Source organism: Pseudomonas sessilinigenes, from assembly GCF_003850565.1.
In the GTDB taxonomy this organism is placed as follows: domain Bacteria; phylum Pseudomonadota; class Gammaproteobacteria; order Pseudomonadales; family Pseudomonadaceae; genus Aquipseudomonas; species Aquipseudomonas sessilinigenes.
In genome coordinates, this window is record NZ_CP027706.1 from 6,598,920 (window position 1) to 6,613,852 (window position 14,933).

The 14,933-nt window shown below is 65.6% G+C and carries 16 protein-coding genes; 12 read left to right on the forward strand and 4 right to left on the reverse strand.

Annotation, left to right across the window (positions count from 1 at the left end):
• Positions 1-215: 215 nt before the first annotated feature.
• From C4K39_RS30065 to C4K39_RS30105, 9 genes are all read left to right on the forward strand, one after another.
• Positions 216-1,427: a PepSY-associated TM helix domain-containing protein gene (locus C4K39_RS30065; protein ID WP_124348189.1), complete on the forward strand. Its 1,212-nt coding sequence runs from the start codon at positions 216-218 to the stop codon at positions 1,425-1,427.
• On the forward strand, positions 1,424-1,966 hold the full coding sequence (locus C4K39_RS30070) for a PA2404 family protein (RefSeq protein ID WP_124348190.1): 543 nt from the start codon (positions 1,424-1,426) through the stop codon (positions 1,964-1,966). Before C4K39_RS30065 ends, C4K39_RS30070 begins: the two co-directional genes overlap by 4 nt.
• A complete protein-coding gene (locus C4K39_RS30075) occupies positions 1,963-2,301 on the forward strand; it encodes a hypothetical protein (protein WP_068585538.1) in 339 nt (112 codons plus the stop codon). The genes C4K39_RS30070 and C4K39_RS30075 overlap by 4 nt, the downstream gene beginning before the upstream one ends.
• Positions 2,298-2,867 carry a DUF6162 family protein gene (locus tag C4K39_RS30080; RefSeq protein ID WP_124348191.1) on the forward strand — a complete coding sequence of 190 codons (570 nt, stop codon included), beginning with the start codon at positions 2,298-2,300 and terminating at the stop codon, positions 2,865-2,867. The genes C4K39_RS30075 and C4K39_RS30080 overlap by 4 nt, the downstream gene beginning before the upstream one ends.
• Positions 2,868-2,902: 35 nt before the next feature.
• Positions 2,903-3,832 carry a metal ABC transporter substrate-binding protein gene (locus C4K39_RS30085; protein ID WP_124348192.1) on the forward strand — a complete coding sequence of 310 codons (930 nt, stop codon included), beginning with the start codon at positions 2,903-2,905 and terminating at the stop codon, positions 3,830-3,832.
• Positions 3,829-4,572: a metal ABC transporter ATP-binding protein gene (locus C4K39_RS30090; RefSeq protein WP_124348193.1), complete on the forward strand. Its 744-nt coding sequence runs from the start codon at positions 3,829-3,831 to the stop codon at positions 4,570-4,572. The genes C4K39_RS30085 and C4K39_RS30090 overlap by 4 nt, the downstream gene beginning before the upstream one ends.
• Entirely contained in the window at positions 4,572-5,471 is a 900-nt protein-coding gene (locus C4K39_RS30095) for a metal ABC transporter permease (protein ID WP_068585524.1), read from the forward strand. The genes C4K39_RS30090 and C4K39_RS30095 overlap by 1 nt, the downstream gene beginning before the upstream one ends.
• Positions 5,472-6,428, forward strand: coding sequence for a metal ABC transporter solute-binding protein, Zn/Mn family (locus C4K39_RS30100; RefSeq protein ID WP_124348194.1), 957 nt, complete (start codon positions 5,472-5,474; stop codon positions 6,426-6,428).
• A 189-nt stretch (positions 6,429-6,617) separates the two neighbouring features.
• Positions 6,618-7,442: a class I SAM-dependent methyltransferase gene (locus C4K39_RS30105; RefSeq protein ID WP_068585518.1), complete on the forward strand. Its 825-nt coding sequence runs from the start codon at positions 6,618-6,620 to the stop codon at positions 7,440-7,442.
• 64 nt (positions 7,443-7,506) lie between these two features.
• Here the strand turns inward: C4K39_RS30105 and C4K39_RS30110 are convergent, their stop codons facing one another.
• The 4 genes from C4K39_RS30110 to C4K39_RS30125 form a co-directional block, all read right to left on the reverse strand.
• On the reverse strand, positions 7,507-7,731 hold the full coding sequence (locus C4K39_RS30110; RefSeq protein ID WP_022639965.1) for an MbtH family protein: 225 nt from the start codon (positions 7,729-7,731) through the stop codon (positions 7,507-7,509).
• Positions 7,732-7,813: 82 nt separating this feature from the next.
• Positions 7,814-9,226, reverse strand: a complete 1,413-nt coding sequence (locus C4K39_RS30115) for an aspartate aminotransferase family protein (RefSeq protein ID WP_068585515.1) — start codon at positions 9,224-9,226, stop codon at positions 7,814-7,816.
• Positions 9,227-9,396: 170 nt separating this feature from the next.
• Positions 9,397-10,722: an ATP-binding protein gene (locus C4K39_RS30120; RefSeq protein WP_124348195.1), complete on the reverse strand. Its 1,326-nt coding sequence runs from the start codon at positions 10,720-10,722 to the stop codon at positions 9,397-9,399.
• Complete coding sequence (locus C4K39_RS30125) at positions 10,723-11,400, reverse strand: response regulator (RefSeq protein WP_022639968.1); 678 nt, start codon at positions 11,398-11,400, stop codon at positions 10,723-10,725.
• Positions 11,401-11,551: 151 nt separating this feature from the next.
• Between C4K39_RS30125 and dsbD the strand changes: the two genes are divergently transcribed.
• The 3 genes from dsbD to dsbG are packed head-to-tail and all read left to right on the forward strand — an operon-like array spanning position 11,552 to position 14,912.
• Positions 11,552-13,306, forward strand: a complete 1,755-nt coding sequence (gene dsbD / locus C4K39_RS30130; protein ID WP_124348196.1) for a protein-disulfide reductase DsbD — start codon at positions 11,552-11,554, stop codon at positions 13,304-13,306.
• Complete coding sequence (locus C4K39_RS30135; protein ID WP_124348197.1) at positions 13,306-14,169, forward strand: TlpA disulfide reductase family protein; 864 nt, start codon at positions 13,306-13,308, stop codon at positions 14,167-14,169. The genes dsbD and C4K39_RS30135 overlap by 1 nt, the downstream gene beginning before the upstream one ends.
• Positions 14,145-14,912 carry a thiol:disulfide interchange protein DsbG gene (gene dsbG, locus C4K39_RS30140; RefSeq protein WP_124348198.1) on the forward strand — a complete coding sequence of 256 codons (768 nt, stop codon included), beginning with the start codon at positions 14,145-14,147 and terminating at the stop codon, positions 14,910-14,912. The genes C4K39_RS30135 and dsbG overlap by 25 nt, the downstream gene beginning before the upstream one ends.
• Positions 14,913-14,933: the final 21 nt, after the last annotated feature.

The following is a 14,933-nucleotide window of genomic DNA, read 5'->3' on the forward strand; positions in this document are numbered from 1 at the left end:
CTTCCCACCTGTCGTTGCGATAAATGCCCTTGCCTGCAAGCTTCAACAGGCTCTGTAACATTTACTTTCATATCGCCTTTCGGGATTTACGATTCTCATTCGTCTTAATTAGATGCAGCAGGCCGCGTTGGCCATGACCCTGCCCAGCGTGAACCACGCCAGGCCCGGTCCGGGTTCCAGTGCCGCTCCACTCCTCGAATCAAGACGCCCATTCAATGTCGAAGAAATCCCGCTCAAAAATCTGGTTTCTGGTGCACAGCTGGCTGGCACTGCCCATCTGGTTCTTCGTGCTGATCGTCTGCGTTACCGGCACCCTGGCAGTGGTCAGCCAGGAAATCGTCTGGCTGGCCAACCCCGATGTTCGCGCCAGCAAGCCCACCGATGATGCCCAACCGCTGAACTACGACCAGATCGTCCAGGCCATCAAGCGTGCCGAGCCCCAGACGCAGGTAGAGACCATCATCACGCCGGATGAAAGCCACTTTGCCCTCAGTGTCAGCGTCAGCTATCCGGACGGCCGCTCACCCACGCTCTACGTCAATCCCTATACCGGAGCCATCCAGGGCACCAGCCCGGACTTCGACTTCCAGGCCTTCACCCGTGCCCTGCATGGCTGGTGGCTGGTCCCCTTCACCAACGGCTACAGCTGGGGCTGGTACCTGGTGTCGTTCCTTGGCGTACCGATGCTCATCTCGCTGATTACCGGCCTGGTGGTCTACAAGAAGTTCTGGAAGGGCTTCCTCAAGCCGACCCTGCGCCTGCGCCATGGCGCCCGGATCTTCTGGGGCGACTTCCACCGCCTGAGCGGCATCTGGTCGATCTGGTTCATTGCCGTGATCTCCATCACCGGTATCTGGTTCCTGATTCGCGCGATCCTGGGCGACAACCACATCAGCATCTCCAGCGAACCCATCGTCCCGGTAATCGCCCGGGAACAGGTGCCAGTCAGCGCCGACGGCAGCCCGACACCGATGATCAGCCTGGATCAGGCCATCGCTACCGCCACCCAGAAGATCCCTGGCTTCGATATCAGCTTCGTCAGCCTACCAAGCAATGCCTACAGCCACCTGTACGTTGGCGGGCGCGGCTGGTATCCGCTGATGTTCCAAACCGCCAATATCAACCCCTATACCGGCTCCCTGGATGCCTCGCACCTGTTGGGCGACCGCACCACCCTGGAGTTCGTCACCGAGTCCATGCGCCCCTTGCATACCGGTGACTTCGGTGGGATCTGGGTCAAGCTGATCTGGTTCTTCTTCGGCCTGGTACTGAGCATGATGGTCCTCAGCGGCCTGCTGATCTGGACCAAGCGCACCGCCCTGGCTACCGCCAACGCCCTCAAGCGCGAGGAAAAGGCCGCCCGTGCGCGCCCCGTACGTACCCCCACCCCGGCATTGAGCAGGGAAACCTCGGAGAGCCCACTGTGAGTCGGACCCACACCGCTACCCCTGACTCGCCCCTGAGCCGGTTCTGGCACAAATGGCGCTTTCACCTGAACATCCTGCTGGTGTTGATTCCCCTGGGTTTCATGCCCAAGTACTTCGCCGATGCCGCGCTGTTTCGTGGCGATAGCGGCCTGGGCGAACGGGAGATCGGCGAAGTCCAGGTCGGCCCCTGGAGCCTGCGCCTGGCCGAAATGCGCGATGAAGCGCCTCGCAGCGACGGCCCCGCCGGTTACCTGAAAAGCTTCAACGCAGCCCTGTGCCAAGCCTGCATCGAACCGGTCAAGGCCACCTACCTGCGCATTGGCAAGCCTCGCAGCCTGCGGGCCGCCGGGGTGATCTTCTTCGGCAGCCCATACCGCATGGGGGCCAGCCTGCCCATCCCGGAAAAGACCAAGGCCGACGCCGAACTGTGGATCACCATGGAAGGCTGGGACGGCAGCATGCACCAGGCGGCCATTCCCCTGAGCCAGGCCTCGCCGGCCACCGTGGCCTGGCTCGAAAAACAAGGAGGCAAACCATGACTCGCGCACTCTTCACCCGGCGCCTCGGCGCCGCAGCCCTGCTGCTCGCGGGCACGACGTTCAGCCACAGCGCCCTGGCCCACAACCCGATGTGCGAGTGCAAGGCCATCGATGCCGAGCAGATTCGCTGCACCGGCGGCTTTTCCGACGGCAGTGGCGCCCCGGGTGTGACCCTGGACGTGATCGGCTACGACGAGACCATCCTGGTGCCCGGCAAGCTGGGCAACGACTCGACCCTGACTTTCAAGAAGCCTGCCGCGGAGTTCTACGTACTGTTCGATGCCGGCCCCGGCCACGTCGTCGAGATCGACCAAGCGGATATCGAGGCCCAATGAACGCCACTACCCAAGTCGTGCGTCCCGCCGGCGCCGGTCACGAAACCCTCTATGTCCTGCTGCTGTGCCTGGTGATCCTGTGCAGCGCTGCCAGCGTGGTGCTGTGGCACAGCGAGGCGGACACCAGCAGTGCCATCGCCGCCCATCAACTGGATGCCCGCCGCGACCTGAGCGCCGGCGAACAAGGCATCTATGCCGACCTGCGGGTGACCCTCGACGAGATCCGCCTGCTGCTGGCCGAAGGTCAGGCCCTGCCCAGCCCCGAGCAACTGGCCGAGGAAGGCTTCGCCCCCTTCGCCCAGGACGCCAGCTCGGTCAGCCGTGGCGGACACACCTGGCAGGCGCTAGACCAGGCCTACCTGGGGCTGAGCCAGAACCCCCAGGTAGCCGGCTCCTTCCTCATGCGTATCGCCCCCGAAAATGCCACCCAGGTAGACATCTGGCTCAACCGCAGTCCCTCGGCCAGCGTCCCCCACGACCTCGGCCAGCAACAGCTGATCGCTGCCGGCTGGCAGCAGGTGGTGGCGCAATTCGATGCCGGAGTGACCCGCCAGCACCGCCACTGAGTCCACGCCGTCCCCCGAGAGAAGAACACTAGCCCATGCCCATTTCATCTCCACGTCGCCCCGTCCTTCAGGTGTTGCTGATCAGCCTGCTGGCCCTGTTCCTTAGCCCCATGGCCAATGCCGATGCCGCCAAGCGCCTGCGCATCGGCATCACCCTGCATCCCTACTACAGCTATGTAGCCAACATCGTCGGTGACAAGGCCGACGTGGTGCCGCTGATCCCGGCGGGCTTCAACCCCCACGCCTACGAACCCCGCGCCGAGGACATCAAGCGCATCGGCACCCTGGACGTGATCGTGCTCAACGGCGTGGGCCATGATGACTTCGCCGACCGCATGATCGCCACCAGCGAGCGCCCGGATATCCCGGTGATCGAGGCCAACGAAAACGTACCGCTGCTGGCCGCCACCGGCGTCGCTGCCCGAGGTGCCGGCAAGGTGGTGAACCCGCATACCTTCCTGTCCATCAGCGCATCCATCGCCCAGGTCAACAACATCGCTCGGGAGTTGGGCAAGATGGACCCGGCCAATGCCAAGACCTACACCCAGAATGCCCGCGCCTACGGCAAGCGCCTGCGGCAGATGCGCGCCGATGCCCTGGCCAAGCTGACCCAGGCGCCCAACGCCGACCTGCGGGTAGCCACGGTGCATGCCGCCTACGACTACCTGCTGCGCGAGTTCGGCCTGGAAGTGACCGCCGTGGTCGAGCCGGCCCACGGCATCGAGCCCAGCCCCAGCCAGTTGAAAAAGACCATCGACCAACTGCGTGAACTGGACGTCAAGGTGATCTTCTCGGAGATGGACTTCCCCTCCACCTACGTCGAGACCATCCAGCGCGAGTCCGGGGTCAAGCTCTACCCCCTGTCACACATTTCCTACGGCGACTACAGCGCCGACAAGTACGAGAAGGAAATGAAGGGCAACCTCGACACCGTGGTCCGGGCCATCCAGGAGGCCGGGGCATGACCGCCATCGAGACCCTGCTACGAGGCCCGGCCGTGGAATTCGACCAGGTCAGCCTGGTCCTGGGCCGCACCACCATCCTCGACCAGGTGACATTCCAAGTGCAGCCCGGCAGCGTGCACGCGCTGGTCGGCCCCAACGGGGGCGGCAAGAGTTCGCTGATCAAGACCCTGCTGGGACAGATGCCCCACCAGGGCCAGTTGCGCCTGCAATGGCCGACGACCCCAGGCATCATCGGCTATGTACCCCAGGCCCTGGAGTTCGATCGCGGCCTGCCGATGACCGTGGACGACTTCATGGCCGCCATGTGCCAGCGCCGGCCGGCCTTTCTCGGCCTGAGCCGACACTACGCCAAGGCCATCGGCGAAGCACTGGAGCGCGTTGGCATGCAGGACAAGCGCAAGCGCCGCATGGGCGCCCTGTCCGGTGGCGAGCGCCAGCGGGTGCTGCTGGCCCAGGGCCTGATCCCGGCGCCGCAACTGGTGGTCCTGGACGAACCCATGTCGGCCCTCGACGAAGCCGGGATCCAGGTCTTCGAACGCCTGCTCCAGGACTGGCGCCAGAGCGGCATTACCCTGTTGTGGATCGAGCACGACCTGGAAGCCGTAGGCCGCCTGGCGGACCGGGTCACCGGTCTCAATCGCCGGGTGCTGTTCGACGGCCCGGCGCAGCAGACCCTGACGCCGGAGCGCCTGCTCAGCCTGTTTTCCACCCATCCACGAGCCGCCGGGAGCGCTGCCTGATGAGTTATGAAGCTTTCCGCCTGATGGTCCAGGGCTGGGCCTCTTCAGGCTACCTGCCGGAAGCCCTGGCCTACGGTTTCGTGGTCAACGCCCTGCTCGCCGGCCTGCTGATCGGCCCGGTGCTCGGCGGCCTGGGTACCCTGGTAGTGGTCAAGCGCTTCGCGTTCTTCTCCGAGGCCGTGGGCCACGCCGCCCTGACCGGGGTAGCCATCGGCATCCTCCTGGGCGAACCCTACACCGGCCCCTACGGCAGCTTGTTCGGCTACTGCTTGCTGTTCGGCATCCTGCTCAACTACCTGCGCAATCGCACCGGCCTGGCCCCGGACACGCTGATCGGGGTCTTCCTCTCGGTATCCCTGGCCCTGGGCGCCAGCCTGCTGCTGATCCTGGCCGGCAAGATCAACGTACACATCCTGGAAAACGTACTGTTCGGCTCGGTGCTCACGGTCAATGGCGATGACCTGCTGGTGCTGCTGGTCGTCGGCAGCATGGTCCTGGGCCTGAGCCTGCCACTGTACAACCGCATCATGCTGGCCAGCTTCAACCCACAGCTGGCGGCGGTGCGTGGCGTAGCGGTGAAGGCCCTGGACTACCTGTTCGTGATCCTGGTGACGCTGATCACCGTGGCCGCGGTGAAAGTCATCGGCGCGATCCTGGTCGGCGCCCTGCTGGTGATCCCGGCCGCCGCAGCGCGCCTGCTCAGCCAGTCGCTCAAGGGGTTCTTCTGGATCTCGGTGAGCATCGCCACCCTCTGCACCTTGTGCGGCATCCTGCTGCCGATCGTCTTCGACCTGCCGGTCCCCTCCGGCGCCGCGATCATCCTGGTGGCCGGCATCTGCTTCGCCCTGGCCGCCATCGCCCGCGGCACCGTCCCCAGCCTGAAAGGGAATATCGGATAAATGCACAATTCATCACCCAATCTGTCACTGCCGCGCCTGGCCTTGGTCCTGGTTCTCGGCGGCCTGCTCCATGCCCCGACTCTGTCGGCAGCGGACAATGTCCGCCAGGGCCAACCGGCACCCACCGCCACCCGACAACCACTGATGGTGCTGGCCTCGCTGCCGGTGACCTTCGGCCTCGGCCAGATCCTGCTGCAAGGCACCGACGTCAAGCTGGAGCGGGCCGCCCCGGCCAACCTGCCGGGCTCGCGGCAAACCGCCTACTTCACCGGGCGCGGCGCCCCGGCCCTGGGCAAGCTGGCCCAGGGTGCCGACGCGGTGATCGGCCTGCGCTCGATCTGGCCGGACGACCCGCTGTATCCCAATGCCCGGCGCAGCAATATCCGCATCGTCGAAATCGATGCCGCACGCCCCGTGGATGGCGCCCTGCCCGGCATCGCCCTGCAGCCGGGCAAGAGCGACGGCCTGAACGCCCAGCCATGGTTGTCGAGCAATAACCTGGGACGCATGGCCGACGTACTGGCGGCCGACCTGGTGCGCCTGGCTCCCGGGGCCAAACCGCAGATCGAGAGCAACCTGGCCAACTTGAAACAGCGCCTGCTCAAGCTCAGCGCCGACAGCGAGGCGCGCCTGGCCGAAGCCGACAACCTCAGCGTGCTGAGCCTGTCGGAACATTTCGGCTACCTGGTCAGTGGCCTGAACCTGGAGCTGCTGGAGGTGGATGCCCGGGCCGACAACGAATGGACGCCCGAGGCCCTGAAGAAACTGCAGGCTCGACTCAAGGACAACGACGTGGCCCTGGTCCTGCATCACCGCCAGCCGTCGGAAGCACTGAAGGCCGCCATCAGCGCCGGCGGCAGCCAGTTGCTGGTGCTGGAAACCGACAGCGCCGACCCTGCCAGCGAGCTGGAAACCAACCAACAGAAGATCATCCAGGCCCTGGCCCCGAAAAGCTGAGCCTGTAACCGTTGCCGAATCTGAAAACGGTCTGGGCGGCACCCCGTCGCAGGGCTGCAATGCGTCCATGACCTGAAGGCTCGGCAACGGCTACAAATGGCGCGGCGGCGCTTACATATTTCCTCAAGATCGCGCTCATTTCCCAGTGCTAGTCTGCGCCTCGCCTAAATAGACGCTAGGAAGAGCGCCATGAGCGATTACGTAAACCTCAACAAGACCAACTGGGACGAACGCGCACCCCTGCATGCTGCTTCGCCGGACTATTGCGTACAGCGTTTCATCGACGATCCGCAATACCTCTCCGACGTGGTGCGTTTCGACCTGCCGCTGTTGGGTGATATCCGTGGCCTGCGCGGCGTGCATCTGCAATGCCATATCGGCACCGACACCCTGTCCCTGGCCCGCCTGGGCGCACAGATGAGCGGCCTGGACTTCTCCCCCGCTTCCCTCGCCGAGGCCCGCACCCTGGCCCAGCGCTGCGACACCGCCATCGACTACCACGAGTCGGATGTATACAAGGCGGCCGATGTGTTGCCGGCGGCCAGCTTCGACCTGGTCTACACCGGCATCGGCGCCCTGTGCTGGTTGCCAAGCATCGAGCAATGGGCCCGGACCGTGGGCACCCTGCTCAAGCCCGGTGGCCGGCTGTTCATCCGCGAAGGGCACCCGATGCTCTGGGCGATCAACGAAGATCACAGCGACTCGCTACGGGTGGAGCTGTCCTACTTCGAGCGCAGCGAACCCTTGGTCTGGGACGACAGCAGCACTTACGTGGAGACCGACAAGGAGCTGGAGGCCACGGTCACCCACGAATGGAACCATGGCCTGGGCGAGATCATCAGCGCATTGCTGGGCCAGGGCCTGGAAATCACTGGCTTGGTGGAGCACCAGAGCATTCCATGGGAAGCCCTGCCCGGGCAGATGGACGCCGACGAACACGGCGAATATCGACTCAAGCATGCGCCCTGGCGCCTGCCGCTGAGCTACACCCTGCAAGCCGTCAAGCGAGCTTGAGCCCCAGGCACGAAAAAGCCCGCTGGACCGAACGTCCAGCGGGCTTTTTCATGGCAGCGAAGGCTTAGCCGGCAACCGCTTGCTGATCCATCTTCTGGCGCAGGCTCAAGGGACGCATGTCGGTCCAGACTTCCTCGATGTACGCCAGGCAGTCTTTCTTGAAGCCGCTCTTGCCCACGGTGCGCCAGCCTTGCGGCACGGCCTTGTAGTCAGGCCAGATCGAATATTGCTCTTCATGGTTGACCACTACCTGGAACAGGATGTCGTCGCGGTCGAATACAGAAGTCATTGCTTGTCTCCATCACTGAATGAGTGCCGCCGCGCCCAGGCGCGGCGATGGTGTAGAAGTAACGAACCAGGGTCGTGGAAAATTAGAGGCTGGCCACGGCGGCGGCCACTGCCTTGCTGAAGATCTCCGCCACCTGGTCGATCTGCGCCGCGCTGATCACCAACGGCGGCAGGAAACGCACCACGCTGCCATGGCGCCCGCCCAGCTCCAGGATCAGGCCGCGCTTGAGGCACTCGCGCTGCACCAGCGGCGCCAGGCGTTGATGTTGCGGAGGATGCCCCAGGGCGTCCGGCGTACCTTGCGGGTCCACCAGTTCCACTCCCAGCATCAGGCCCCGGCCACGAACGTCGCCCAGTTGCGGGTAGTCGCGCTGCAGGATCAGCAGGTGCTCGCGCAGGCGCTCGCCCATGGCCGCCGCGTGTTCGGTCACCCGGTGTTCCTTGAGATAGCGCATCACCGCGGAACCTGCGGCCATGGCCATCTGGTTGCCACGGAAGGTGCCGGCATGGGCGCCGGGCTGCCAGGTATCGAGCCAGTCGCGATAGACCATCACCGCCAGCGGCAAGCTGCCACCGATGGCCTTGGACAGCACCACCACGTCCGGAATGATCCCGGCATGCTCGAAGGCGAACATCTTGCCGGTGCGTCCGAAACCGCTCTGGATCTCGTCGACGATCAGCGCCACCCCGGCTTTCTCGGTGATACGGCGCAGGCCGCGCAGCCATTCCAAATCGGCCGGGATCACGCCCCCCTCGCCCTGTACCGTCTCGACGATCACCGCTGCCGGCAACGCCACGCCGGCTTCCGGATCGCAGAGCAGGTTCTCCAGGTAGTTCAGGTTGGCCTTGACCCCGGCGGCGCCACCGAGCCCGAACGGGCAACGATAGTCATAGGGGAATGGCAGGAACTGCACGCCGTTGTTCAACAGCCCGGCCAACGCCCGCTTGGGTCCCAGGCTGCCCATCAGGCTCAGCGAGCCCTGGCTCATACCGTGGTAGGCACCCTGGAACGACAGCACGGTGCTGCGCCCGGTGGCGGTCCGGGTCAGCTTCAGGGCCGCCTCCACCGCATCGGTGCCAGTGGGCCCACAGAACTGGATCTTGGCCTCGGCGGCCAGGGCTTCGGGCAACAGGCCGAACAGGTCCTGGACGAACTGGTCCTTGACCGGCGTGGTCAGGTCCAAGGTCAGCAGCGGCAGTTCATCGGCCAGTACCTGCTGGATCGCCGCGATCACCACCGGATGGTTGTGGCCCAGGGCCAGGGTGCCGGCACCGGCCAGGCAATCGATGAAGCGCCGCCCCTCGACATCCTCGACGTGGATACCGCTGGCGCGCTTGAGGGCCAGGGGAATGCGCCGCGGATAACTGCGGGCATTGGACTCCTGGCGATTCTGGCGAGCCAGCAGGGGCGACTCGTCGAACTGGTAGAGCGTCTCGGCCACCGGGGCGGCAAGCCCCACCGGCTGATCTTCCATAAGGCTGGTAACGGCTGACATCTGTGGAACCCTCACGCTGCAATTTGAGCAAAACGGCCACCGGCCGGATGCGCAGCCGAGAGGAGGTGCGCATTGACAGGTTTTCCTGTTCTGAAAACGCACCAGCAGCGTCGGGATTTACACCTTGGATCGGGGAAATTGCCCAAAGGCCCGTCCTGGGCCAGGAAGGCTCAAGCGCGCCGGGCAGGCAGGGTCAGTTCCACCCGCAGGCCATCGGACTGGCTGTCGAAATGCAGCTCGCAGCCACAGCGCTGGACGATGGCCTGGACGATCGCCAGCCCCAGGCCGCAACCGCTGCTCTGGCTGTCACGCCAGAAGCGCTGGGTCAGGTGTTGCAGATCCGCTTCGGGAATCCCCGGCCCGTGGTCCCGCACCTGGAAACGCACCCGACCGGCGACCAGCTCCAGGTTCAGCTCCACCGGACACTCTTCGGGCGTATGGCGCAGGGCATTGTCCAGCAGGTTGCGCAAGGCGGCGATGGCCAGGGTCGAGGGCATATCCACCGCAGCGCCAGCCGCGGTCGGCTCCAGATTCAACTGGACCCGCTGGCGGGCGCCGACGACCGCGTCCTGGATCGCCAGGCGCGCCACCTGTTCCGCCGTGCACTGCACGCCGTCATCGAACGACAGGCTGCCCTCGACGCGAGCCAGCAACAACAGTTGCTCCAGGGTCCGATGCATGCGATCGGCGCCCTCCTCGGCCCGGGCCAATGCCTGGTCGTGGGCCGCGCCCTCGGTCATTCGCGCCACTTGCAGGTGGGTCTTGATCGCCGTCAGCGGGCTGCGCAGTTCATGAGCGGCATCGCCGGTCAGCCGCCGCTCGCGCTCGATGGTCCGGGCAATGCGCTGGAACAGCTGGTTCTGGGTTTCCAGCAGCGGGCGCAACTCGCTGGGCATGGGCTGGATCTGCAACGGCTCCAGGGAATCGGCGCTGCGGCGCATCAGGGCATCACGGATGCGGTTCAGCGGCGCCAGGCTCTGGCCGATCCCCAGCCACAACAGCCACAGGCAACCCAGCAGGGCCACGCCCACCGGCACCGAAGCCGCCAGCAGGATCGACAAATTCAGGGCCTCGCGCTCCACCTGGCGGTCGGCGGTGGTGATACGCAGGTCGCCACGCACCAGGGTGAAGGTGCGCCAGGGCGCGTCGTCGATCATCTGGTCGTGAAACCCCAGCTTCTCCGCTTCCAGCGGGTGATCGGGAGTACTGTGGCTACGGGCCAGGATCTGTCCGCGCAGGGAGCTGACCTGGCAAGCCATGCCGCCGGGAATGCTCAGGGCACCACTGTCGATGTGATCGTGCGGGCCATGGGACGGTAATGCCGGCATCTGCTCCAAGAGGCCCGCGACCATTCGCGCCGAAGCCACCAGTCGCTGGTCCAGGGAAAACATCATCTGATTGCGTAGATCACTGAGCATCCAGGCGGCGGCCAGGGTCCAGATCAGGATGAAGGCAGCGCCCAGGGTGATGCTCAGGCGCAGGCGCAGGCTCCTCACTTAGCGACTCTCCTCGCCATCCGCCGGCCCCAGGCGATAGCCCAGGCCCCGCACGGTCTCGACGATGCCATTGCCGAGCTTGCGCCGCAGGTGATGGATGTGCACGTTCAGGGCGTTGCTCTCCAGCTCGTCGTTGAAGCCGTAGACGCTGTCCTTGAGCTGCTCGCTGGACAGCACCCGGCCACGGTTGTGCAGCAAAGCCTGAAGCAACGACTGCTCACGCCGGGACAGATCCACCGGCTGCCCGCCGAGCAAAGTCTCGCGGGTGCTGGGGTCGTAGGTCAGGCGCCCATGCTCGATCAGGTTGACGCTGCGTCCCGCCGCCCGGCGCAACAGGGTATGCAGGCGCGCCGCCAGCTCGCGCAGGTCGAAGGGCTTGAGCAGATAGTCGTCGGCCCCGGCCTGCAGGCCGTCGACCCGATCGGTCACCGCGTCCCGGGCGGTGAGGATCAGCACCGGGATCTCCAGGCCCTGCTGGCGCTGCTGCTTGAGCAGTTTCAGGCCATCTTCATCCGGCAGGCCAAGATCCAGTACCATCACGTCGAAATCGGCCACGCCGAGCATGGCCCGCGCCGCCGAAGCGGTGGCCACATGCTCGACCGTCAGGCCCTGGGCCGTGAGGCCAGCGACGATCCCGCTGGCGATCAGCTCATCATCTTCACAGACAAGTACGTGCATGGTCGGTCCTGTACAAAGGGCGTTGATTAAGCAAGCGGCGGATTAAGCGGACATTATGCCCGCCCGCTCCGGGCCACAAGGCGCGGTTTAATCATCGGTTAATCAGGGCCGGCCATTGTGCTCGCAACTTGCACCGGTTTAAGGCTTGACCATGCGTCGATTGTTCATCCTGTTGTTCATGCTGTTCACCACCCTGGCGCAAGCCGGCAACAATCCGTTCGAGGTCAAGCCCGACTTCCTGCCGGTGGGCCAGGCGTTCGTATTCAGCTCCGAGCGCCTGCCCTCGGGCGAGACCCAGCTGTTCTGGCAGATCGCCGACGGCTACTACCTGTACCAGAAACGCCTGAAGTTCGACGGCCTGCCGCCGGAGCAGCAGCCGAGCCTGCCGGCGGGCGAAGCCCATAGCGACGAATTCTTCGGCGACCAGACCGTGTACCGCCAGGGCCTGGAGGTGAAACTGCCGGCAACCGCCACGGGCAAGGTCAAGCTGGGCTGGCAAGGTTGTGCCGACGCCGGCCTGTGCTATCCACCGCAAACCCTGGAAGTGGACCTGGGCGGAGCCCCGGCCGTGGGGGCCAACGCTAGCGTCCAGGACGCAGACACCGCGGCAGCCCAAGACCAACTGCTGGCCAACGACTTGCAACAGAAATCCTGGGGCCTGGGCCTGCTGGCGTTCTTCGGCTTCGGCCTGCTGCTGGCCTTCGCTCCCTGCTCGCTGCCAATGCTGCCGATCCTCGCCGGCATGGTGGTGGGCAGTGGCGCCAGCCCGCGCCGGGGCCTGGCCCTGGCATCCAGCTATGTGCTGTGCATGGCCCTGGTGTACGCCGGCATGGGCGTGATCGCCGCCCTGCTGGGCAGCAACCTGCAAGCCTGGCTGCAGCAACCCTGGGTCCTGGGCAGCTTCGCCGCGTTGTTCGTGCTGCTGGCCTTGCCGATGTTCGGTTTCTTCGAATTGCAGATGCCGGCCTTCCTGCGCGATCGCCTGGAAGGCGCCAGCCGCCAGCGCCAGGGCGGCAGCCTGATCGGCTGCGGGGTCCTCGGCGCCCTGTCCGCGCTGCTGGTGGGCCCGTGCATGACCGCGCCCCTGGCCGGCGGCCTGCTGTATATCGCCCAGACTGGCAATGCCCTGTTTGGCGGCCTGGCGCTGTTCGCCCTGGGCCTGGGCATCGGCCTGCCGTTGTTGCTGCTGGTGACCCTGGGCAACCGCTTCCTGCCCAAGCCCGGCCCCTGGATGAACCTGCTCAAGGGCGTGTTCGGCATCCTTTTCCTCGGCACCGCCATCTACATGCTGCGTCCGGTGCTGAACGCCAGCCTGTGGATCGGCCTGTGGGGTGCCCTGGCCCTGGTACTGGCCTACTGCGCCTGGCAGCAACGGGTGATCGCCGGGCGCCTGCTGCACCTGTTCGGTGCCGGTGCGTTGCTGTTCGGCATCTGGGGCAGCGTGCTGCTGGTGGGCGCCGCTGGCGGCAGCGACGACCTGCTGCACCCGCTGAAGGTCTATAGCGGCAGCGCCCCCGCCAGCAACGCCAGTGCCCACGACGCCTTCACCACGGTCAAGACGCCTGCCGAGCTGCAAGGCGCCCTGGACAGCGCCCAGGCCCGGGGCCAGTGGGTGCTGCTGGACTACTACGCCGACTGGTGCGTGTCGTGCAAGATCATGGAGAAGACCGTATTCGGCCAGCCCCAGGTCCTGGAGGCCCTGAAGGACGTGCGCCTGCTGCGCCTGGACGTAACCCTAGATAATGCCGACGGCCGCGAACTGCTCGGCCGCTACAAGGTACCGGGACCTCCCAGCATGCTGTGGATCGGCCCGGATGGCAGCGAACGCCGCAGCCAACGCATCACCGGCGAAGTGGATGCCGCAACCTTCCTGCAACGCTGGACCCAGACCCTGGAAGCCCGCTGATGCTGACCTTTACCATCGGCACCTTCGCCATCGCCCTCAACCACCTGCTGCTGATCAGTGCCCTGGCCCTGGCCACGCTGGTGGGCTGGCGCGTGGCCAAGCGCGGCGGTGACAACCCGGAGTCGGTGCTGTTCTCGCTGTTCCTGATTGGCATGCTCGCCGCCCGGGTCAGTTTCGTCATCGCCTACTGGAAGCACTACCAGCACGACCTGTGGATGACCATCGACCTGCGCGACGGCGGTTTCCTGGCCTGGCCCGGGGTGCTGGTCATGCTCCTGGCAGCCCTGGCCTGGGGCTGGAAACGCCCGGCCCTGCGCCGCCCCCTGGGCGCCGGGATCGCTACCGGCCTGGCGTTCTGGCTGCTGGCGACCCTGTCCCTGAGCCTCTACGACCAGGGCACGCGCCTGCCGGAAGTGGCCCTGCGCAACGCCAACGGCGACACCGTGCAGCTCACCGACTACCAGGGCGGGCCGCTGGTGATCAACCTCTGGGCCACCTGGTGCCCACCCTGCCGGCGGGAAATGCCGGTGCTGGAAAAAGCCCAGCAACAACGCCCGGACCTGACCTTCCTGTTCGTCAACCAGGCCGAGAGCATGCAGAGCGTCGCCACCTTCCTGGCCACCCAGGAACTGAACCTGGACAACGTACTGTTCGACGGCAGTGGCCGCCTGGGCAAGGCCGTGGGCTCCATGGCCCTGCCCACCACCTTGTTCTACAGCGCCGACGGCCGCCTGCTGGGCAGCCATCTCGGGGAACTCTCGGAGGCCAGCCTGGCCCGCGCCCTGGAGAACTTCGACGGCATCCATCCGACTCCGGTCGCCCCCTCAAGGAAACCCCCATGCCCTTCATCCGCCACCTGCTGAGCCTGTCCCTGGGCGCGGCACTGCTCAATGTCCCGCTGCTGCAGGCCGAGGAACTGCCCGCGCCGATCCGCAAGATCGAAGCCAAGGGCGCCAAGATCATCGGCAGCTTCGACGCTCCGGCTGGCCTCAAGGGTTATGCCGCGCAGTACCAGAACCGCGGCATGACCCTGTACCTGACCGCCGATGGCCAGCACGTGCTGCTGGGCAACCTGTACGACGCCGACGGCAAGGACCTCAGCGCCGAACCGCTGCAGAAACTGGTCTATGCACCGATGGCCAAGGAAGTCTGGGGCAACCTGGAGAAAAGCGACTGGATCGCCGACGGCAAGGCCGATGCGCCACGTATCGTCTACCTGTTCAGCGACCCCAACTGCCCCTACTGCAACATGTTCTGGGAACAGGCCCGGCCCTGGGTCAAGGCCGGCAAGGTACAACTGCGGCACATCATGGTCGGCATCATCCGCGAGGACAGCCCAGGCAAATCCGCCGCCCTGCTGGCCGCCAAGGACCCGAGCCAGGCCCTGCAGGATCACGAGAAGGCCGGCAAGGGCAGCAGCCTGAAACCCCTGCAAAGCATCCCCAAAGCGATCCAGGCCAAACTCGACGCCAACATGAAGCTCATGGAGGAACTGGAGTTGTCGGCCACCCCGGCGATCTTCTACCTCGACGACAAGGGCGAGCTGCAACAACAGCAAGGTGCCCCAGCCCCGAGCAAGCTGACGCAGATCCTCGGCCCCAAGTAATCAGCCAGAACACGCAGCGCC